The sequence below is a fragment of the Bradyrhizobium sp. BTAi1 genome (assembly GCF_000015165.1).
In the GTDB taxonomy this organism is placed as follows: Bacteria; Pseudomonadota; Alphaproteobacteria; order Rhizobiales; family Xanthobacteraceae; genus Bradyrhizobium; species Bradyrhizobium denitrificans.
In genome coordinates this window covers 5,304,573-5,324,316 of record NC_009485.1, presented here as the reverse complement: position 1 = coordinate 5,324,316, position 19,744 = coordinate 5,304,573, and the positions used below count along the sequence as shown (strand labels likewise).

Sequence of the window (19,744 nt, the reverse complement as noted above, 5' to 3'; positions counted from 1 at the left end):
GACCTCGCTCGCCACACGGGCAGTGCACCCTCTCCCCTTGTGGGAGAGGGCGCGGTCACTGGCATCGTCAACAAGTCGTGCCGACGGTGTGACGCTCTTTGAACAACCACTAATAACCAGGAGGAACTTCCCATGACCCTGTTCGACATGACCGGCAAGGTCGCCGTCATCACCGGATCCACCCGCGGCATCGGGCTCGCGATTGCCGAGCGCATGGCCGAGCACGGCGCCAAGGTGGTGATCTCCTCGCGCAAGGCCGATGTCTGCGAGGCCGTGGCCAAGGAGATCAACGAGCGCTTCGGCGCCGGCACGGCGGCCGCGGTCGCCGCCAACATCTCCAGCAAGGAGAATTTGCAGAATCTCGTCGACGAGGCCAACCGCATCTACGGCCAGATCGACGTGCTGGTCTGCAACGCCGCCTCGAATCCCTATTATGGTCCGCTCGCCGGCATCTCCGACGATCAGTTCCGCAAGATTCTCGATAACAACATCGTCGCCAACAACTGGCTCATCAGCATGGTCGTGCCGCAGATGATCGCGCGCAAGGACGGCTCGATCATCATCGTCTCGTCGATCGGCGGCCTGAAGGGCTCGACCATCCTCGGCGCCTACGCGATCTCCAAGGCTGCCGACATGCAGCTGGCGCGCAATCTCGCCTGCGAATACGGCCCGCACAATGTGCGCGTGAATTGCATCGCGCCCGGCCTGATCAAGACCGACTTTGCGAAGGCGCTGTGGGACAATCCGGAGACCCTGAAGGCCTCGACCGCCCGGTCGCCGCTCTTGCGCATCGGCATCCCCGACGAGATCGCCGGCGCCGCGGTGTTCCTCGGCTCGGCGGCCGGCAATTTCATGACCGGCCAGACCATGGTGATCGACGGCGGCGCGACGATCAGTTGAGGCAAGCCGTGGGTGTGGCCGGCGGTGCGGCGACACCCACCAACGTCGTCCCGGCGAACGCCGGGACCCAACCCGCGTGATCTGTCGGGGGATGTCACTGCCAGTTGCCTGTCACATTCCCGGCGGTGGTTATGGGTCCCGGCGTTCGCCGGGACGACAGCTGTGGTTGTCGCGCCACCACGGCAGACGATGGTCCTGCGTGTACCGGAACAGCGAGGGGGCCGCCGCCTTCACTCCACCGCCGCGTACACCACGTCGCGCACCAGCGTGCGCAGATAGTCCCGCTGCCCTGGCGCCTGGGCCATGAAGACGCAGAACAGCTCCTCTTTCGGATCGATCCAGAAGAACGTGCCGGCGATGCCGCTCCAGAAGAAGGTGCCGGGCGAGCCGGGGAAGGGGGCGATGCCGGCCTCGCGGCGGACGGCGAAGCCGAGGCCGAAGCCGTGACCGGGCGACAGCAGGGTACCGACCGTCTTCACGTCGGGACCGAGATGGTCGGAGGCCATCAACTCCAGCGTCTTGCGGCCGACCAGCCTTGTCCCATCGAGGCTGCCCTTGTTGAGCAGCATCGCGCAGAAGCGGGCATAGTCCATGGTGGTTGCGACCAGGCCGCCGCCGCCGGATTCCATCACCGGCTGCTCGGTCATCTTGAACACATTGACCGCCTCGCCGGTCCAGGGATCCTTGGCGAACGGCTCGGCGAGCCGGCCGGCATTGGCCTCGCTCGTGAAGAAGCCGGTCTCGTTCATGCCGAGCGGCGACAGGATGCGCGCCGACAGGAACGCCCCGAGCGACTGGCCCGCGACGACCTCGATGATCCGTCCGAGAATGTCGGTTGAGCGGCTGTAGTTGAACTCGGCGCCCGGCTGGCAGATCAGCGGCAGGCCGGCGACGATCGAAGCGTGCTCGGCATTGCTGATCTTGCGGCTGCGCACCCGCGATTGCTGGTAGAGCTGGTGCACCGGCGAGGAGCCCGTGTGCTCATAGGCCAGGCCCGAGGTGTGGCGCAGCAGGTCCTGCACCGTCATCGGCTGGGCGACCGGCACCAGCTCGAGCTTGCCGGCCTTGTCGATGCCGACCTTCTGGTCGGCGAATTCCGGGATGAACTTGGCGACGGGATCGGACAGCAACAGCTCGCCGTCCTCGACCAGCATCATGATCCCCAGCGAAACGATCGGCTTGGTCATCGAGAAGATACGGAAGATCGAATCCGGCCGCATCGGTATGTCCGAGTCCGGCGCCTGGCGGCCGATGGCGTCGAACCAACCGATCCGGCCGCGCCGGCCGACCAACAGGGTGGCGCCGGGGAGGGTTCCCTTGTCGACCTCGCGCTTGAAGGCATCCGAGGCCCGCTGCAGCCGCGCGGTCGAGAGACCGAGAGCCTCCGGCCGATCATCGGGCAGCGGGGGGCTCAGGGAGCGCAGCGCGGAAAAGGGCACGCTGGGGGCGGCGGTGGACGGGGTCATGGGCTCTCCCTGGGCAATGTTTTCGGTTTGCATCAAGTCTGGCGCGGAAGTTGTGGTCTGACCAGTCGATTTGTCCCATTGCACCCTTGCATTGGAGGGGAGGTCTATGCTTGAAAGCGCCCGAACCGGCGACGCAGTCCCGGCTCGCTAGGAGTGTAGCTCAATTGGTAGAGCACCGGTCTCCAAAACCGGGGGTTGGGAGTTCGAGCCTCTCCACTCCTGCCAGCTAAGTATCTGATATCCTGAAACATTTTGTCACGCATGGTCTGGCGCTCGCCAGCCATTCGCGCAAGCCAGCGTGACCGCGTCGGGTTGAGCCTGGCTCAGCAGGGCACGAACATCGGCACGCGCTGGCCGTCGGCGCTTGGCACGAACTGCACCCGCACCGGCTGTCCTATGCGCAGGCTGTCGAAATCGTCGGTCAGGATGTTGGTCAGCATGATCGGTCCCTCGGCCAGCTCGACATAGGCGATGCAGTAGGGCGGCTGAGCCCGCGGCAACACGCTGAACGCGTACAACGTGCCGGTGCCGCTGGCCTCGAACCACTCGGTGTTGAAGCTGCCGGTGAAGGGACTGTGCAGGCGAGGATAATGATAGGCGCGGCCGGTGTCGCAGCAGCGGCGCAGCAGCAGGCGGCCCTCATTGGCGGCGGCCCAGTATTCCGCCGTCTCGGGCCAGACCTGTGGCGATGGCGGGATGCGAGTGTCCATGCTCTAGGCCTCTCGTTCCAGGATCAGGGTGGCGCTGCCGTGCCGCGCGCCGAGTTGGCCGCCCGTGCCATGCGCCAGCGCCAAGCGGCAGTTGCGCACCTGCACGGCAGGGTGGGCTTCGCCACGCAACTGGCGAACGGCCTCGATGACCTTGGTCATTCCGCCGCGATTGCCCGGGTGGTTGCTGCACAGGCCGCCACCGTCGGTGTTGACCGGCAGCCGACCCACGCCGCTGATCAGGCCGCCATCGGCCACGAAGCGGCCGCCTTCACCAGCCGCGCAGAAGCCGAGATTCTCAAGTTGCACAAGCACCGTGATGGTGAAGCTGTCGTACAGCGAGGCGTACTGAATGTCGCTCGGGCTGACGCCGGCCTGGGCGAAGGCTTCGCGGCCTGTCTGGACCGCGCCGGAAGCCAGGATGTCGAAGTAGCCGCCATTCAGATGCTTGACCGCGAAGCCTGTCCCGATCGGCGTGACCAACGGGCGCGTCAGGCTGCGCGCTATCTCGGGATGCACCACCACCAGCGCGCCTCCGCCGTCGCTGATCACGCAGCAATCCAGCCGGTGCAGCGGTGTGGCGACGATCGGCGAGTCCAGCACGTCCTGCACGGACACGACCTTGCGCAGCATGGCGTGGGGATTGTGCTGCGCGTGATGCGAGGCGGCGACCTTGATCCAGGCCAGTTGCTCCGCGGTGGTGCCGTGCTGGTGCATGTGGCGCATCGCGCACATGCCGTAGACATTGGTGACGACCGGACCGTAAGGCGCCTCGAACTGGGCCTCGGCCGCCGTCTGCGCCTGTTGGCGGTGGCTCGCCTCGGGCGAGACCTTCTCGGCGCGCGGGCGTCCGGCCTGGGTGATCAGCGCGACGCGGCACTTGCCGGCAGCGATCGCCTGCACGGCGTGCGCCACATGATTGAGGTAGGCCGATCCCCAGCTCTCCGTCGTGTCCAGGTGTCGCAGCCTGAGCCCGAGATACTCGACCATCGACAGCGGACCGGCACCTTGGGCATCCCAGCCGGGCACATCGCCGGCGCAGAAATAGCCGTCGACGTCCTGCCACGACAGCCCGGCATCGGCCAGCGCGCCTGCCGCGACCTCGGCGTGTAGCTGCCCAAGTGATTTGTCCACGGCGTGGCGCGTGGGGTGTTCATAGGCGCCGACGATGTAGGCCTGTCCCTTGAGTGACATGGGGTCAGCCCTGCGTCCGCTGGCGGCGCTGCGTCTGGGGCTGGAGCGGCGTCCTGCTCAGAGCCATGCTGTGATGGGGCATCGGAGTCCTCCGGAAGCATTCACTGCGTGACGATCAGCGCGTCCAACGCGACCACGCCCTGTCCGCGGCCGTAGGCGACCAGCGGGTTGATGTCGACTTCTGTCACCTCGGGATATTGCAGCATGAGCTGGCCGAGCAGCGCGACCACGTCGGCGACAGCATCGAGATCGATGGGGGGCGCGCCGCGGAAGCCGTCGAGCAGCTTGGCGGCCTTCAGACGGCGCAGCCGTTCGATGATCGCCGCGCGCGGCAGGTCGGGCGCGAGCAACTGCACGTCGCCCAGCGCTTCGACCCAGATGCCGCCGAGACCGACCATCAGGATCGGGCCCCATTGCGCGTCGCGGCTTGCGCCGACGACCAGCTCCAGGCCCCGCTCGCCCATCTTCTCGACCAGTGCGCCATCCAGCACCAGGCCGGGTTGGGCGCGCGCGACGTTGTCATGCAGCCGCTGCCAGGCTGCACGCAACGCCGTTTCGTCGGCGATGTTCAGCAACACGCCACCGACCTCGCTCTTATGCGCCAGTGTGGCCGCCTGCGCCTTGAGCGCGACCGGATAGCCGATGTCGGCGGCGATGCGCGCCGCATCGTCGGGGCTGGTGGCCAGCGCGCCGGCCGGAACTCGCACGCCAAGGCGGGCGAGCAACTGCTTGCCGACCCATTCGGCCTGCGTGCCGCGGCCCAGGCCCAGCGGACCTTCGATGCGTGCAGGCTTCACGGCATCGGCTCCGCCTGCGGCGGCGCGCCAACGCCCGAACCGCGTGACGCGGGCCAGCGCTCGCAGCGCGCGCTCGGGTGAGCGCATCACGATCGCACGGCGTTGCCGCGCCTCCTCGATGAAGGCCGGCGGCAATGGATCGTCCTCGTTCTGCATCACCAGGATGGAAGGCTTGCTGCTGCCTTCGATGCCCTCCAGGTATTGCCGCAGCCAGACCACAGCGGTGTCGTCTCCAGGCATGGGCAGCGACACCAGCAGGCTGCCCAGCTGGGCGTCGGCCAGCAGCGCGCTGATGCCGAGCGAGATCAGCTCGGGCTTCCAGGCGACCAAGGTGCCGAGGTCGAGGGGGTTGCGCGGCGGGGTGTACACCGGCAGGTGTTCGCGCAGCTGCTCGGCCTGCTGGGCCGATAGCGCGGGCAGGTCCAGGGCGAGCGGCTCTACATAGTCCTGCGTGATCCCGCACAGCGCGCCGGAGGCGGCGACCAGGCCGAGACCGCCGGTCGGTGCATGCGGATAACGTAGCAGCAATTGGCCGAGGTCGATGGCCTCTTCCAGACTGTCGACCGTCACCACGCCGACGTGATCGAGCATAAGCTGCATGGCCGCATGATTGCCGGCCAGCGCGCCCGTATGAGACTGCGCCGCGGCCTGCGAACGCTCGCTGCGGCCCGGATGCAGCAGCACCACCGGCTTGCCCGCCGTCCGTGCACGCCGGGTCGCGGCCAGAAAGTCCGGCGCACTGCGGATCTGCTCGGCATAGACCACGATGGATCCGGTGTGTGCGTCGTCGACGAAGAAGTCGATCATCTCGGCAAGACCCAGCTGGGCCTCATTGCCGGTGGTCATCATGTATGACAGCGGCACGCCGCGCATGCGCAGGGATGTTGCGAGATGAGCGCCGATGCCGCCGCTTTGCGCGACCACCGCCACCGCGGGGCCGGCGGCGGGATCCAGCCTTGGTGGCAGATTCTGCTCGACCATGAAGACGTGGAAGGCGTCGACATAGTTGAAATAGCCGACGGTGTTCGGCCCCAACAAAGCAAGGCCGCCGTCGCGCGCCACGTCACCGATGCGGCGCTGCTGCTCCCGACCCTGTTCGCCCATCTCAGCGAAGCCCGAGGCGAAACAGATCGCGCCGCGGACCCGGCGCGCGACGCAGGCCTCGATGCCGGCCAGGACAGCATCGGCCGGCAGCATCAGGATGGCCAAGTCCACGCCCTCCGGGAGCTCCGACACCTCGGTGAGCACCGGATAGCCCATGATCTCGCCGCCGCTGCGGCCGACGAGATGAATCGCGCCGGTGTAGCCGCCTTGCAGCAGGTTGCCCAGCACCACCTGGCCGGCGGAGCCGGGCTTGGCGGACATGCCGATGATGGCCACCGATGTGGGCCGGAAGATCGCGGCGAGGCTTGGGCGCGGGGAAACACCGGGTGCGGCAGGATCTTGGGTGTGTGGCGTCATATCGAAATCCTCCCGGGTCGTGTGTTTTGGTGTTTGATAGGGTCAGGCTGGACCAACCTTGGCGGCCCGCTTGTTCAGGAAGGCGTTGACGCGTTCCTTCGCCTCGGGCGCACTCTGGGTCACCGTCGCCATCAAGGCCTCGGTCATCAGGCCGTGCGACATCGGTTGCTCGGCAATCAGCGGCAGCGCGTTGAGGATGGCGAAATTGGACAGCGGAGCGTTGGCGGCGATGCGTTCGGCCAGCTCGCGCGCCTTGCGCATGCCTTCGCCGGGGGGCACCACGTAGTGCGCCAAGCCGATCGCGTGGCCTTCACGCGCATCGACCACATGGCCCGTGAGCATCATCTCGGTGACCCGCGAGAAGCCGATCAGCTTGCTGACGCGAACCGAGCCGCCGCCGCCGAGGAAGATGCCGCGCTGGCCCTCAGGGAGTGCGAAATAGGCGCTTTCCTCGGCAATGCGCACATGCAGACAGGACGCCAGCTCCAACCCGCCGCCAACGACCGCGCCTTGCAGCACGCCGATCACCGGCACCCGACCGAATTGGATCTTCGAGAACACCTCGTACCAGGCGAACGAATGTTGCAGGCCGTCGGCCGTATCGGCATCCGACAACTCCGACAGGTCGAGGCCGGCGCTGAAATGCGGACCAGCTCCGGCAACAATGGCCACGCGCACACTGGCGGGCAGTTCGGCAAAGCAAGCGCGCAGACGCTCGATCACACTCAGGCTGAGAGCGTTGCGCTTCTCGGGCCGGTTGAGCACGATGGTGGCAACGGGACCATCGATATCGAGGGTCACCAAGCGGGTCTCGTCGGGAGTCGGTACGTTCAAGGCTGGCTTCTCCGGTTGGGGCATGGCCTGATTGCGGCCACGGCAAATGGATCGCTCACCGCCAAGCGGATCGAACGCGCGCCATGCGCGGACTGTCTTCGGGTTCAGGCTGGGGATCAGACAGGAGGCGGATAAGTCCGGCATTTCCTGCCGCTCGCCCCGAAGCAAGCGGCGTCCTGACGCCGATCCGCTGCACAGGTGCCCGGCATCAGCGACCAGCTGACAGCCACGCGCAAGCCAGCCAAAGCAGCGCGGCTTGCCAAAAGCTGGCAGTCGGGCGCTAGTTTCGACGCGGTCCTGACCACCATCATGGACACAACCATACCGTTAGCTTGGATTACTGTTTACCTGGTAAACATTAATGCCGGTAAATTTATACGTCAAGCCCCGGAGTCGGAGTCGCCTTAGTGGAATCGAAACGAGCCAAGGACGCAGCGCATGCTGTGCAAACGGAACGAGGGGCACGTCGCTCGCTCCAGGCGATCGGGCGGGCCGAGATGTCCGACGGCGGTGCTGGGCCTGCGGAATTGGACCTGCGGCAGGACTCCCTCGGCTATGCCATCAAGCGCGCACAGGTGCGCACCTACGAGGTGCTGTTTGCCACCCTTGGCCCGGACGCGATTTCACCGGCACGGATGACGGCTCTGTCCATCATCGGCGCGCAGCCGGGCATCAACCAGTCGGCGCTGGCCGAGCAGCTTCGCGTCACCCGCCCGAGCATGGTGAAGGTGATCGATAGTCTTGAGGGGCTCGGCCTGGTGGAGCGTCGCGCGATCCCGGGAGACCGCCGCAGCTACTCGCTGGCGCTCACCGAGCAGGGACGACGCGAACTGCGCGACATGCACGAAAAGACTCGGCAGTACGAGGCACGCATTGCCGAGCGCTTGACGGCGCAGGAGCGCGCCCTGTTGATCTCATTGCTGGAGAAGGTCGCAGTGTCCGCGGTCCCGCCATCCGCGCCAGAGCTTGCGGCGGGCAAAGCGGAAGACCAGGGACCTTAGCGCGGTGATATGGCCGGCCCGCAACGGGCGCAGCCGGCCACGCCAACCTCATTCTTCACGTCAAACCTAGTTCTTCACATACGGACAGTTGCCGTCCTTCAGCGGCCGGAACGCCTGGTCGCCGGGGACCTCGGCCAGCACCTTGTAATAGTCCCACGGGCCTTTCGATTCCTCCGGCTTCTTGACCTCGAACAGGAACATCGAATGCACCATGCGGCCGTCCTCGCGCAGCACGCCGTTGTCGGTGAAGGCGTCGCGCACCGGTGTCTCGCGCATCTTGGCGAGCACCGGCTTGGTGTCGCGGGTGCCGGCGGCCTTGACGGCGTTGAGATAGTGCAGGGTGGCGCTGTAGGTCGCCGCCTGGTTCATGGTCGGCATCCGCTTCATCTTGTCGAAGAACTTCTTTCCGAAGGCGCGGGTGCGGTCGTTCAGATCCCAGTAATAGGCCTCGGTGATGATCAGGCCCTGCGCCAGCTTCAGGCCGAGGCTGTGGATGTCGGAGATGAACATCACGATGCCGGCGAGGTTCTGGCCGCCGGCGACGATGCCGAACTCGGCCGCCTGCTTGATGGTGTTGATGGTGTCGCCGCCGCCATTGGCCATGCCGATGATCTTGGCCTTGGAGGCCTGCGCCTGCAGCAGGAAGGACGAGAAGTCCTGGTTGTTGAGCGGATGGCGGGCGCTGCCGACCACGGTGCCGCCGGCCGCGCGCACGACGTCGCCGGTGTCGCGCTCGATCGAATGGCCGAACAGATAGTCGGCGGTGATGAAGAACCAGCTGGTGCCGCCATTCTTGACGATGGCGCTGCCGACCGTATGCGCGTTGCCGTAGGTGTCGTAGGTCCAGTGCACGGTATAGGGCGAGCACGACTTGCCGGTGATGTCGGAGCTTGCGGCGTCCGTCACGATCATCAGCTTCTCGAACTGTTTCGACATCTCCATGCCGGCGAGCGCCGTCGCCGAGGTCGGCATGTCGATGATCATGTCGACGCCTTCGTTCTCATACCATTTGCGCGCGATCGAGGCGGCGATGTCGGCCTTGTTCTGCGGATCGGCGCTGATCACCTCGATCGGCTTGCCGAACATGGTGCCGCCGAACTCCTCGACGGCGAGCTTGGTCGCCTCCAGATTGCCTTGGCCGCCGATGTCCGAATAGACCGATGAGAAGTCGCTGAGCACGCCGATCTTGAGCGGCGCCTGGGCGCGGGCAGGGGCGGCGGTGAGGGCGAGCGCGGCAAGGCTGAGAGCGGCGAGGCTGAGACCAGCAAGACTGACGGCGGCAAGATGCGTCCGTCCCTTGCGCGGGGCAAAGGTCATTTGTTTCCTCCTGATTATTCTTGTGCCGATGAGCATGAGCGGGTGGCGCAGGTCCGGCAAGAGCCGGAACTGCTCCGCCACGGGCATTTCGTCGCGGCACCTGCTCAACCTGCCGCCCTGCGGAAATGGCGCCCCACGACACGAAAAACCGGCGTGAGGCGGGACAGACGGGGCCTGCCATGGAGGGGATGTGCAGGCCGGGGCTGCCCATATCTTGACCTTTGGCCGGTCCGACAGTAGATGTTGTGCACCTGCAGCCGGCCCGTGGAACGCGGATATCCGGCGCGGCTTTTTCACTCCCCGAACAAGCGAGCCCGTGTATCGGCTCATCTCTCCGACAAGAGGGTGGGCTAAGGACGGCTGTTCGGTTTTCCCTGTAAACTCTTCAATCGTCTGATGACGGACGCGGACCCCTGACGATGGCTATCAGCCCGTTCAAATTTCTGCAGGAAGTGCGCTCGGAGACCGCAAAGGTCACCTGGCCGAGCCGCCGCGAGGTCACGATCACCACGATCATGGTGTTCGTGATGGTGGCGCTGGCTTCGATCTTCTTCTTCGCCGCCGATCAGATCATCCGCTACCTCATCACCCTCGTGCTGGGCATTCACTGATGGCAACCGCAACGCATTCGTCCGACAAGCGCTGGTACATCGTCCACGCCTATTCGAACTTCGAGAAGAAAGTCGCCGAGTCGATCCGCGAGCAGGCCAAGCAGCGCAACCTCGAGGACCTGTTCGAGCAGGTCCTGGTGCCGCTCGAGAAGGTCACCGAAGTGCGCCGCGGCCGCAAGATCGACGCCGAGCGCAAGTTCTTCCCCGGCTATGTGCTGGTGAAGATGAAGCTGACCGACGAGGCGTTTCACCTGATCAAGAACACGCCCAAGGTGACCGGCTTCCTCGGCGCCGAGAACAAGCCGATGCCGATCTCCGAGAGCGAGGCGATGCGCATCCTGAATCAGATGCAGGAAGGCGTGGAGCGGCCGAAATCCTCGGTGTCGTTCGAGATCGGCGAGAATGTGCGCGTCGCCGATGGCCCGTTCGCCTCGTTCTCCGGCGTGGTCGAGGAAATCGACGAGGCCCGCTCGCGGGTCAAGGTCGCCGTGTCGATCTTCGGCCGCGCCACCCCGGTCGAGCTCGAATTCAACCAGGTCGAGAAGATCGTCGGCTGACGCCGGCCATCAGCTCTCGCCGTCATTCCGGGGCAGCCCGAAGGGCTGAGCCCGGAATCCATACCCCAAGGCGGGGATTGGACGGCGAAGTGCCACCTCCGGCGTGCCTCGAACCACGCTCCGTGGCTATGGATTCCGGGCTCGCCCTTGCGGGCGCCTCAAATGACGGGAAAAGGATGTTCAGCCCTCAACCCTTTCCTTTTCGTCCGATCTCGTGTATCGGGCGCGCTTCGCTCCCCGAATGGGGGGCGATTTCGTTCGTGGGAGGCGTGACCGGCTTTGCCAGCCGGATCCAGCGCGCCGGACCACGGTCCCAAACCTCGCTTTCGGGTTTTGTCGCCCGGCGGCGGTGCGTTCGCATCAGGCAGAATCGCGAACGCGTTGGAGAGTCATAATGGCAAAGAAAGTAACCGGTTACCTGAAGCTTCAGGTTCCGGCCGGCGCGGCCAACCCGTCGCCGCCGATCGGCCCCGCGCTGGGTCAGCGCGGTCTCAACATCATGGAGTTCTGCAAGGCGTTCAACGCCCAGACCCAGAAGGAAGAGAAGAACACCCCGATCCCGGTGGTCATCACCATTTATGCGGACCGGTCCTTCACCTTCGAGATGAAGACCCCTCCGATGTCCTACTTCCTCAAGCAGGCTGCCAAGATCCAGTCGGGCTCCAAGGCCCCGGGTCGCGACAAGGCCGGCAAGGTGACCAAGGCGCAGGTGCGCGAGATCGCCGAGAAGAAGATGAAGGACCTGAATTGCGACTCGATCGAGTCGGCCATGAAGATGGTCGAGGGCTCTGCCCGCTCGATGGGTCTGGAAGTTGCGGGGTAAGCGCCATGGCGATCGGAAAGCGTTTGAAGAAGGCCCGCGAGGGCATCGACCGCACCAAGCTGTATCCGCTTGCTGACGCGATCAAGATGATCAAAGAGCGCGCGGTGTCGAAGTTCGACGAGACCATCGAGGTCGCGATCAATCTCGGCGTCGATCCGCGTCACGCCGACCAGATGGTCCGTGGCGTCGTGATGCTGCCGAACGGCACCGGCCGTACGCTCCGCGTCGGCGTGTTCGCCCGCGGCGCGAAGGCCGAGGAAGCCAAGGCCGCTGGTGCCGACGTGGTCGGCGCTGAGGACCTGGTCGAGAAGGTGCAGAACGGCAATATCGATTTCGACCGCTGCATCGCCACCCCCGATATGATGCCGCTGGTCGGCCGTCTCGGTAAGGTGCTCGGTCCGCGCGGCATGATGCCGAACCCGAAGATCGGTACCGTGACGATGGACGTCGCCGGCGCCGTCAAGGGGGCCAAGGGCGGTTCGGTCGAGTTCCGCGTCGAGAAGGCCGGCATCATCCAGGCCGGCGTCGGCAAGGCCTCGTTCGCCGAGGACAAGCTGGTCGAGAACATCAAGGCGCTGGCGGACGCGGTCGTGAAGGCCAAGCCGGCAGGCGCCAAGGGCACCTATGTCCAGCGCGTCGCCGTGTCGTCGACGATGGGCCCGGGCGTCAAGGTCGAGCCGGGCACCGTGCTGGCGTAAGCCGACGGACACTGGCAGATAAGCAGGGCGGGATCGTTCATCGGTCCCGCCCTTCGCATTTGGTGGTACCCAACGACATGCCCGACAAGGTCCTGATCTATTCCCGCCTGCCGAAGTCAATGACCCAGCGCTTCGCCGACCGCTTCGACCTGCTCGACAGCGGCGGCCGACCTGCGCACGAGGTGTTTCCGGCCGAGGAGGTGGCGCGGGTCAGGGCGCTGATCACGGCCGGCGCCACGCCGCTCGGGGCGGCCAACATGGACCGGTTGCCGTCGTTGGGGGCCATCGTCTGCTACGGCACCGGCTATGACGGGGTCGATCTCAAGGCCGCGGCTGCCCGCAACATCGCAGTCGGCCACAGCCCGGGCGCCAATGCTGCGGCGGTCGCCGACGTCGCGGTCATGCTGATGCTGGCGACCACGCGGCGGCTGGTGGTCGCCGATCGCTATGTCCGCGACGGCAGTTGGGCCGAGGCCAAGCCGTCGCCGCTGATGAAGCCGCCGCCGAGCCTCGGCGGCTGTAAGGTCGGCGTCTATGGCATGGGCGCGATCGGCCGCAAGATCGCCGCCCGTGTCGCCGCGTTCGAGACCGACATCGGCTATTTCAGCCGCACCCGCTACGATGACCTGCCGTACCGATATTTCCAAAGCCTCGATGCGCTCGCGGAATGGTGCACCGTGCTGATGATCGCGGTCCGCGCTGGTGCCGAAACCACCCATGCGGTCAACGCCGACCTTCTGAAGAAGCTCGGTCCGGACGGTCATGTCGTCAACATCTCGCGCGGCTCGGTCATCGACCAGGCCGCGCTGCTGTCGGCGCTCAAGGACGGCAGTATCGCGGGCGCCGGCCTGGACGTGTTCGAGACCGAACCTCATGTGCCGGATGAACTGACCGCGCAGCCCAACCTGGTGGTGACACCTCATATTGGCGGCAACACCCACGAGGCGCATGTTGCGATGCAGGCCTGCGTCGTCGCTAATCTTGCGGCGTTTTTCGCCGGCGAGAAGCTGCCATATCAGGTGAAGTCGTAAGCGGGCCGGGTAAAGTCCTGCCCCGGGCGATCAACGGGGCGCGGGGCAGTCGCGATCGCATCTGAGGGCTGGGGCAGGGCCGAGTCCCCTGTGAACCCACGAAACTGGTGCGAAATTTGCTCCCAGGGTCTTGGCAAGTCGCCATCGACCCGTTAAAGAACCGTCTTCCAGGCGGGCCGGCTGTTGCTGGCGCGCCTGTGCGTGCATTCCGAAAGACTTGGAGAGGGCTAGAATTCCTTTTGAGGATATCCGTCAGGATGACTCGGAAGGAAGAGGGATCTTTCTGCTCTCGAAATGCCGCAGGGGAGGTCGGTCCGCCGATCACCCCGATCCTGTCCGAGACTGCAGGCGCCAGCGCGGAAATGCAATTTCCTCAATGGCTTAATCGTATGGCCTGCATAGACGGGTGAAGACCGGATTTCGGCATGTTCACTGCGGATCGCGGTGGCATGCAGGTTTGGTTCGAACCTCGACACTCCGCGAGCTCATGGGCTTTGCCTGGGCTTTCGGAAGGGCAGGCTAATCGTCGCCGTCTTGCCTTGCGTGTCCTCGGGGTTATCCGTCCGGAGGTCAGGTGTGGTGGGGCGGCGGGTGCAACCCGGCGGTCCCGCCCTTGGGCTAAGGTCTTGGGCGAAGGCCGCCAACCGGAGAGAGCTTGCTGTGGAACGAGCGGCAAAGAAAGAGGCGGTCGAGCAGCTGCACGAGGTCTTCAAGACCACGGGCGTTGCCGTCGTCGCTCACTATTCCGGCCTCACCGTGGCCCAGATGCAGAACCTGCGCAAGCAGATGAAGCAGGCTGGCGCGTCGGTGAAGGTCTCGAAGAACCGTCTCGCCAAAATTGCTCTTGAAGGCACGGACGTCGTCGGCATCGGTCCCCTGTTGAAGGGGCCGACCGTGATCGCAACTTCGAACGATCCTGTCGCGGCGCCCAAGGTTGCCATCGAATTCGCCAAGGCGAACGAAAAGTTCGTCATCCTCGGCGGCTCGATGGGCTCAACCGTCCTGAATGTCGACAGCGTGAAGGCTCTGGCCTCGCTGCCGTCGCTGGACGAACTGCGCGGCAAGCTCGTCGGCCTGATCCAGGCCCCGGCGACCAAGCTGGCCCAGCTCGCCAACGCTCCCGCGGCCAAGGTCGCGCGCGTCATTCAGGCTCATGCCTCAAAGGGCGAAGCGGCCTGACGCCCTTCGCAAACACTCACAACCTGGTTTCGAACCGAACCAAATCAAGGAACTACATCAATGGCTGACCTGCAGAAGATCGTCGACGACCTCTCGGCCCTCACCGTTCTCGAGGCCGCTGAGCTCGCCAAGCTCCTGGAAGAGAAGTGGGGCGTGTCCGCCGCGGCTGCCGTGGCCGTCGCCGCTCCGGGCGCTGGTGGCGCCGCTGCCGCTCCGGCGGAAGAGAAGACCGAGTTCACCGTTGTCCTGGCTTCGGCCGGCGACAAGAAGATCGAGGTCATCAAGGAAGTCCGCGCCATCACCGGCCTGGGCCTGAAGGAAGCCAAGGACCTCGTCGAGGGTGCGCCGAAGCCGGTCAAGGAAGGCGTCAACAAGGACGAGGCCGAGAAGATCAAGGGTCAGCTCGAGAAGGCTGGCGCCAAGGTCGAGCTCAAGTAATCGGCGATCGCCTGTGGAGCGTCCCGTCATCTGCTGGCAGAGGCGGGGCTCTCCGGACGATTTTGGTGACCGGGCGGTAACATCGCCCGGTTACCTTGAAGGCCAAGATATTTGCGGGGGTGTCGGGATCGGCCGGAATCACTGCAAAAGGCGTGCAACGGAATCGTCCGCTGTGGGCCGTACACGGAAAAGTGTAGAGATTTGGGGGCTTCGTTCTCGAATCTCGGCTATTGTCAACCCATATTGGGTCGGCAGCACGAAAAGCCGGTTTTAGCGGTGGAGTGGCGTCTCCGTCGTAAGCCGTTGGGAGATAGGCAATTTCGGGCTTTTGCAGTCCGTGACGAGATGGTTGTGACGAGCGGGTGCGTCCTCGCGCCTCGCGCGTCGTTTTGCGTTTTGCTGGTCTGAAGAACAGATCTGGGACGTTTCCGTTCCGGGCCCTGGGCTCAGATCCTCGAAATGGATCGAAATTCAACCCGGAAGGGCGGCGGCAGCCGCTGTTTCGGAAGGTTCGCCCCTCCGGGCGACGAAATGAGAGGCCACGATGGCGCAGCAGACATTCACCGGTCGCAAACGCGTTCGCAAGTTCTTTGGACACATCAAGGAAGTCGCGGAAATGCCGAACCTCATCGAGGTTCAGAAGGCGTCCTACGACCAGTTCCTGATGGTCGACGAACCCACGGGTGGGCGGCCGGATGAGGGATTGCAGGCGGTGTTCCGCTCGGTGTTCCCGATCTCCGATTTCTCGGGCACCTCGATGCTGGAATTCGTCCGCTACGAGTTCGAGCCGCCGAAATATGACGTGGACGAGTGCCGCCAGCGCGGCATGACCTTTGCCGCGCCGCTCAAGGTGACGCTGCGCCTCATCGTGTTCGATATCGACGAGGAGACCGGCGCCAAGTCGGTCAAGGACATCAAGGAGCAGGACGTGTACATGGGCGATATTCCGCTCATGACCATGAACGGCACCTTCATCGTCAACGGCACCGAGCGCGTCATCGTCTCGCAGATGCATCGCTCGCCGGGCGTGTTCTTCGACCACGACAAGGGCAAGACCCATTCGTCGGGCAAGCTGCTGTTCGCCGCCCGCGTCATCCCCTATCGCGGCTCCTGGCTCGACATCGAGTTCGATGCCAAGGACATCGTGTTCGCGCGCATCGACCGTCGCCGCAAGATCCCGGTGACGTCGCTGATGTTCGCGCTCGGCCTGGATGGCGAGCAGATCCTGTCGACCTTCTACAAGAAGCTGATCTACAAGCGCATCAAGGAAGGCTGGCGCGTTCCGTTCGACGCCAACCGTTTCCGCGGCTATTCGACGGTCAACGATCTCATCGATGCCGACACCGGCAAGGTCGTGCTCGAGGCCGGCAAGAAGCTCACCGTCCGCACCGCGCGCCAGCTCCAGGAGAAGGGGCTGAAGGCGCTGCGCATGTCGGACGAGGAACTGCTCGGCAATTACATCGCCGAGGATCTCGTCAACCCGAAGACCGGCGAGATCTACGCCGAGGCCGGCGAGGAGATCACCGACAAGCTGTTCAAGGTGCTGAACGAGCAGGGCTACAAGGATCTGCCGCTGCTCGACATCGACCACGTCAATGTCGGCCCCTACATCCGCAACACGCTGTCGGCCGACAAGAACATGACGCGTGAAGACGCGCTGTTCGACATCTACCGCGTGATGCGTCCGGGCGAGCCGCCGACGCTGGATTCCGCCCAGGCGATGTTCCAGTCGCTGTTCTTCGATGCCGAGCGCTACGACCTCTCCGCGGTCGGCCGCGTCAAGATGAACATGCGTCTCGAGCTCGATGCGCCGGACACCCAGCGCACCCTGCGCAAGGAGGACATCCTCGCGGTCATCAAGACCCTGGTCGACCTGCGCGACGGCAAGGGCGAGATCGACGACATCGACCATCTCGGCAACCGCCGCGTCCGCTCGGTCGGCGAGCTGATGGAGAACCAGTACCGCATCGGTCTGCTCCGCATGGAGCGCGCCATCAAGGAGCGCATGTCGAGCGTCGACATCGACACCGTGATGCCGCAGGACCTGATCAACGCCAAGCCGGCCGCGGCCGCGGTGCGCGAGTTCTTCGGCTCGTCGCAGCTGTCGCAGTTCATGGACCAGACCAACCCGCTGTCGGAGATCACCCACAAGCGCCGCCTGTCGGCGCTCGGACCGGGCGGTCTGACCCGCGAGCGCGCCGGCTTCGAGGTGCGTGACGTGCATCCGACGCATTACGGCCGCATCTGCCCGATCGAGACGCCGGAAGGTCCGAACATCGGCCTGATCAACTCGCTCGCGACGTTTGCGCGCGTCAACAAGTATGGCTTCGTCGAGACGCCGTACCGCAAGGTCAGGGACGGCCGGGTCACCGACGAGGTGGTCTATCTGTCGGCCATGGAGGAGGGGCGTTATCGCGTCGCGCAGGCCAACGTGCCGCTCGATGCCAAGGGCCGCTTCACCGAGGACCTCGTGGTCTGCCGTCATGCCGGCGAAGTCGTGCCGATGACGCCGGACAAGGTCGACTACATGGACGTGTCGCCGAAGCAGCTGGTTTCGGTCGCCGCGGCGCTGATCCCGTTCCTGGAGAACGACGACGCCAACCGCGCGCTGATGGGCTCGAACATGCAGCGCCAGGCGGTGCCGCTGGTGCGCGCCGAGGCGCCGTTCGTCGGTACCGGCATGGAGGGCGTCGTCGCGCGTGACTCGGGTGCTGCGATCGCGGCGCGCCGCTCGGGCGTGGTCGACCAGATCGACGCCACACGCGTCGTCATCCGCGCCACCGAGGATCTCGATCCGACCAAGTCGGGCGTCGACATCTACCGGCTGATGAAGTTCCAGCGCTCCAACCAGTCGACCTGCATCAACCAGCGTCCGCTGGTGAAGGTCGGCGACATCGTCAAGAAGGGTGACATCATCGCCGACGGTCCGTCGACCGATCTCGGCGAGCTCGCGCTCGGCCGCAACGTGCTGGTCGCGTTCATGCCGTGGAACGGCTACAACTTCGAAGACTCGATCCTGCTCTCCGAGCGGATCGTGAAGGAGGACGTCTTCACCTCGATCCATATCGAGGAGTTCGAGGTGATGGCCCGCGACACCAAGCTGGGGCCGGAGGAAATCACGCGCGACATTCCGAACGTGTCGGAAGAGGCGCTGAAGAACCTCGACGAAGCCGGCATCGTCTATATCGGCGCGGAAGTGCGCGCCGGCGACATCCTGGTCGGCAAGATCACGCCGAAGGGCGAGAGCCCGATGACGCCGGAAGAGAAGCTGCTCCGCGCCATCTTCGGCGAGAAAGCCTCGGACGTGCGTGACACCTCGCTGCGGGTGCCGCCGGGCGTGCAGGGCACGATCGTCGAGGTCCGCGTGTTCAACCGCCACGGCGTCGACAAGGACGAGCGTGCGCTGGCGATCGAGCGGGAAGAGATCGAGCGTCTGGCCAAGGACCGCGACGACGAGCAGGCGATCCTGGACCGCAACGTCTACAGCCGTCTTGCCGACATGCTGGACGGCCGCCAGGGCATCTCCGGTCCGAAGGGGTTCAAGAAGGACACCAAGATCACCCGCGCGGTGCTCGACGAGTATCCGAAGTCGCAATGGTGGCTGTTCGCCTCGGCGAACGACAAGCTGATGGCCGAGATCGAGGCCATGCGGAAGCAGTACGACGAGTCGAAGAAGGGGCTTGAACAGCGCTTCCTCGACAAGGTCGAGAAGCTGCAGCGCGGCGACGAGCTGCCGCCGGGCGTGATGAAGATGGTCAAGGTCTTCGTCGCCGTGAAGCGCAAGATCCAGCCGGGCGACAAGATGGCCGGCCGTCACGGCAACAAGGGCGTCGTGTCCAAGATCGTTCCGATCGAGGACATGCCGTTCCTCGAGGACGGCACCCATGCGGACATCGTGCTGAACCCGCTGGGCGTGCCCTCGCGCATGAATGTCGGTCAGATCCTCGAGACGCATCTCGGCTGGGCCTGCGCCGGCCTGGGTAAGCGCATCGCCCAGACGGTCGATGCCTATCTGTCGAAGCAGGACGTCAAGCCGCTGAAGGAAACCCTGAAGCGGATCTACGGCGAGGACGAGACCATCAAGTCGCTCAACGACAATGAGCTGCTCGAGCTCGGTCACAATCTGAGCCGCGGCGTGCCGATCGCCACCCCGGTGTTCGACGGTGCCAAGGAGGCCGACATCGAGGAGATGCTGAAGCTCGCCGGCATGGACGCGTCCGGCCAGTCGACCGTCTATGACGGCCGCACCGGCGATCCGTTCGATCGCAAGGTCACGGTGGGCTACATCTATATGCTCAAGCTGCACCATCTGGTCGACGACAAGATCCATGCGCGTTCGATCGGCCCGTACTCGCTGGTCACCCAGCAGCCGCTGGGCGGCAAGGCCCAGTTCGGCGGCCAGCGCTTCGGCGAAATGGAGGTGTGGGCGCTCGAAGCCTACGGCGCGGCCTACACGCTGCAGGAGATGCTGACGGTGAAGTCGGACGACGTCGCCGGCCGCACCAAGGTCTATGAGGCGATCGTGCGCGGCGACGACACGTTCGAGGCCGGTATTCCGGAATCGTTCAACGTGCTGGTCAAGGAAATGCGCTCGCTCGGCCTGAACGTCGACCTGCACAACTCCAAGCTCGGACCGGCGCCGACGTCGGAAGCCGCCGAGTAGTTCAAGAGATCCGGCCTGGCCGTCTTTGACGGCCGGGTGCCGGCGCCCTTGTCCCACGGGTCAGGAC

General features: G+C 65.1%; 16 protein-coding genes and 1 tRNA gene. 11 read left to right on the top strand and 6 right to left on the bottom strand.

Annotated features, from left to right (window positions below; genetic code table 11):
• The first annotated feature begins 132 nt into the window (after positions 1-132).
• The gene (locus tag BBTA_RS23840) at positions 133-900 is read left to right on the top strand and encodes an SDR family NAD(P)-dependent oxidoreductase (RefSeq protein ID WP_012045066.1); all 768 of its coding nucleotides are present in this window, start codon (positions 133-135) and stop codon (positions 898-900) included.
• Positions 901-1,130: 230 nt separating this feature from the next.
• Here the strand turns inward: BBTA_RS23840 and BBTA_RS23835 are convergent, their stop codons facing one another.
• Entirely contained in the window at positions 1,131-2,366 is a 1,236-nt protein-coding gene (locus BBTA_RS23835; RefSeq protein WP_012045065.1) for a serine hydrolase, read from the bottom strand.
• A gap of 149 nt (positions 2,367-2,515) precedes the next feature.
• On the opposite strand from BBTA_RS23835, the gene BBTA_RS23830 reads away from it, so the two are divergent.
• A tRNA-Trp gene (locus BBTA_RS23830) sits at positions 2,516-2,591 on the top strand.
• 98 nt (positions 2,592-2,689) lie between these two features.
• On the opposite strand, the gene BBTA_RS23825 is transcribed toward BBTA_RS23830, so the two are convergent.
• The 4 genes from BBTA_RS23825 to BBTA_RS23810 form a co-directional block, all read right to left on the bottom strand.
• Positions 2,690-3,076: a Zn-ribbon domain-containing OB-fold protein gene (locus BBTA_RS23825; protein WP_012045064.1), complete on the bottom strand. Its 387-nt coding sequence runs from the start codon at positions 3,074-3,076 to the stop codon at positions 2,690-2,692.
• Between the two features lie 3 nt (positions 3,077-3,079).
• Entirely contained in the window at positions 3,080-4,267 is a 1,188-nt protein-coding gene (locus BBTA_RS23820; RefSeq protein ID WP_012045063.1) for a thiolase domain-containing protein, read from the bottom strand.
• Positions 4,268-4,368: 101 nt separating this feature from the next.
• Positions 4,369-6,525 (bottom strand): acetate--CoA ligase family protein, encoded by a 2,157-nt coding sequence (locus tag BBTA_RS23815; RefSeq protein ID WP_012045062.1) that lies wholly within the window; start codon positions 6,523-6,525, stop codon positions 4,369-4,371.
• A 42-nt stretch (positions 6,526-6,567) separates the two neighbouring features.
• On the bottom strand, positions 6,568-7,383 hold the full coding sequence (locus tag BBTA_RS23810; RefSeq protein WP_049795398.1) for a crotonase/enoyl-CoA hydratase family protein: 816 nt from the start codon (positions 7,381-7,383) through the stop codon (positions 6,568-6,570).
• Positions 7,384-7,856: 473 nt separating this feature from the next.
• On the opposite strand from BBTA_RS23810, the gene BBTA_RS23805 reads away from it, so the two are divergent.
• Positions 7,857-8,360 carry a MarR family winged helix-turn-helix transcriptional regulator gene (locus tag BBTA_RS23805; protein ID WP_012045060.1) on the top strand — a complete coding sequence of 168 codons (504 nt, stop codon included), beginning with the start codon at positions 7,857-7,859 and terminating at the stop codon, positions 8,358-8,360.
• Between the two features lie 66 nt (positions 8,361-8,426).
• On the opposite strand, the gene BBTA_RS23800 is transcribed toward BBTA_RS23805, so the two are convergent.
• Positions 8,427-9,677, bottom strand: coding sequence for an ABC transporter substrate-binding protein (locus BBTA_RS23800; RefSeq protein WP_012045059.1), 1,251 nt, complete (start codon positions 9,675-9,677; stop codon positions 8,427-8,429).
• A gap of 419 nt (positions 9,678-10,096) precedes the next feature.
• Between BBTA_RS23800 and secE the strand changes: the two genes are divergently transcribed.
• The 8 genes from secE (at position 10,097) to rpoB (ending at position 19,677) form a co-directional block, all read left to right on the top strand.
• Positions 10,097-10,288: a preprotein translocase subunit SecE gene (secE, locus tag BBTA_RS23795; RefSeq protein WP_041750849.1), complete on the top strand. Its 192-nt coding sequence runs from the start codon at positions 10,097-10,099 to the stop codon at positions 10,286-10,288.
• Positions 10,288-10,845, top strand: coding sequence for a transcription termination/antitermination protein NusG (gene nusG, locus BBTA_RS23790; RefSeq protein ID WP_012045057.1), 558 nt, complete (start codon positions 10,288-10,290; stop codon positions 10,843-10,845). Before secE ends, nusG begins: the two co-directional genes overlap by 1 nt.
• 394 nt (positions 10,846-11,239) lie before the next feature.
• Positions 11,240-11,668: a 50S ribosomal protein L11 gene (rplK, locus tag BBTA_RS23785; RefSeq protein ID WP_012045056.1), complete on the top strand. Its 429-nt coding sequence runs from the start codon at positions 11,240-11,242 to the stop codon at positions 11,666-11,668.
• A 5-nt stretch (positions 11,669-11,673) separates the two neighbouring features.
• On the top strand, positions 11,674-12,366 hold the full coding sequence (gene rplA, locus BBTA_RS23780) for a 50S ribosomal protein L1 (protein ID WP_012045055.1): 693 nt from the start codon (positions 11,674-11,676) through the stop codon (positions 12,364-12,366).
• 77 nt (positions 12,367-12,443) lie between these two features.
• Positions 12,444-13,397, top strand: a complete 954-nt coding sequence (locus BBTA_RS23775) for a 2-hydroxyacid dehydrogenase (RefSeq protein WP_041750848.1) — start codon at positions 12,444-12,446, stop codon at positions 13,395-13,397.
• A gap of 660 nt (positions 13,398-14,057) precedes the next feature.
• Positions 14,058-14,576: a 50S ribosomal protein L10 gene (gene rplJ / locus BBTA_RS23770; RefSeq protein ID WP_008963452.1), complete on the top strand. Its 519-nt coding sequence runs from the start codon at positions 14,058-14,060 to the stop codon at positions 14,574-14,576.
• Between the two features lie 60 nt (positions 14,577-14,636).
• Positions 14,637-15,014, top strand: coding sequence for a 50S ribosomal protein L7/L12 (gene rplL, locus BBTA_RS23765; RefSeq protein WP_012045053.1), 378 nt, complete (start codon positions 14,637-14,639; stop codon positions 15,012-15,014).
• 544 nt (positions 15,015-15,558) lie between these two features.
• Positions 15,559-19,677: a DNA-directed RNA polymerase subunit beta gene (gene rpoB, locus BBTA_RS23760; RefSeq protein ID WP_012045052.1), complete on the top strand. Its 4,119-nt coding sequence runs from the start codon at positions 15,559-15,561 to the stop codon at positions 19,675-19,677.
• Positions 19,678-19,744: the final 67 nt, after the last annotated feature.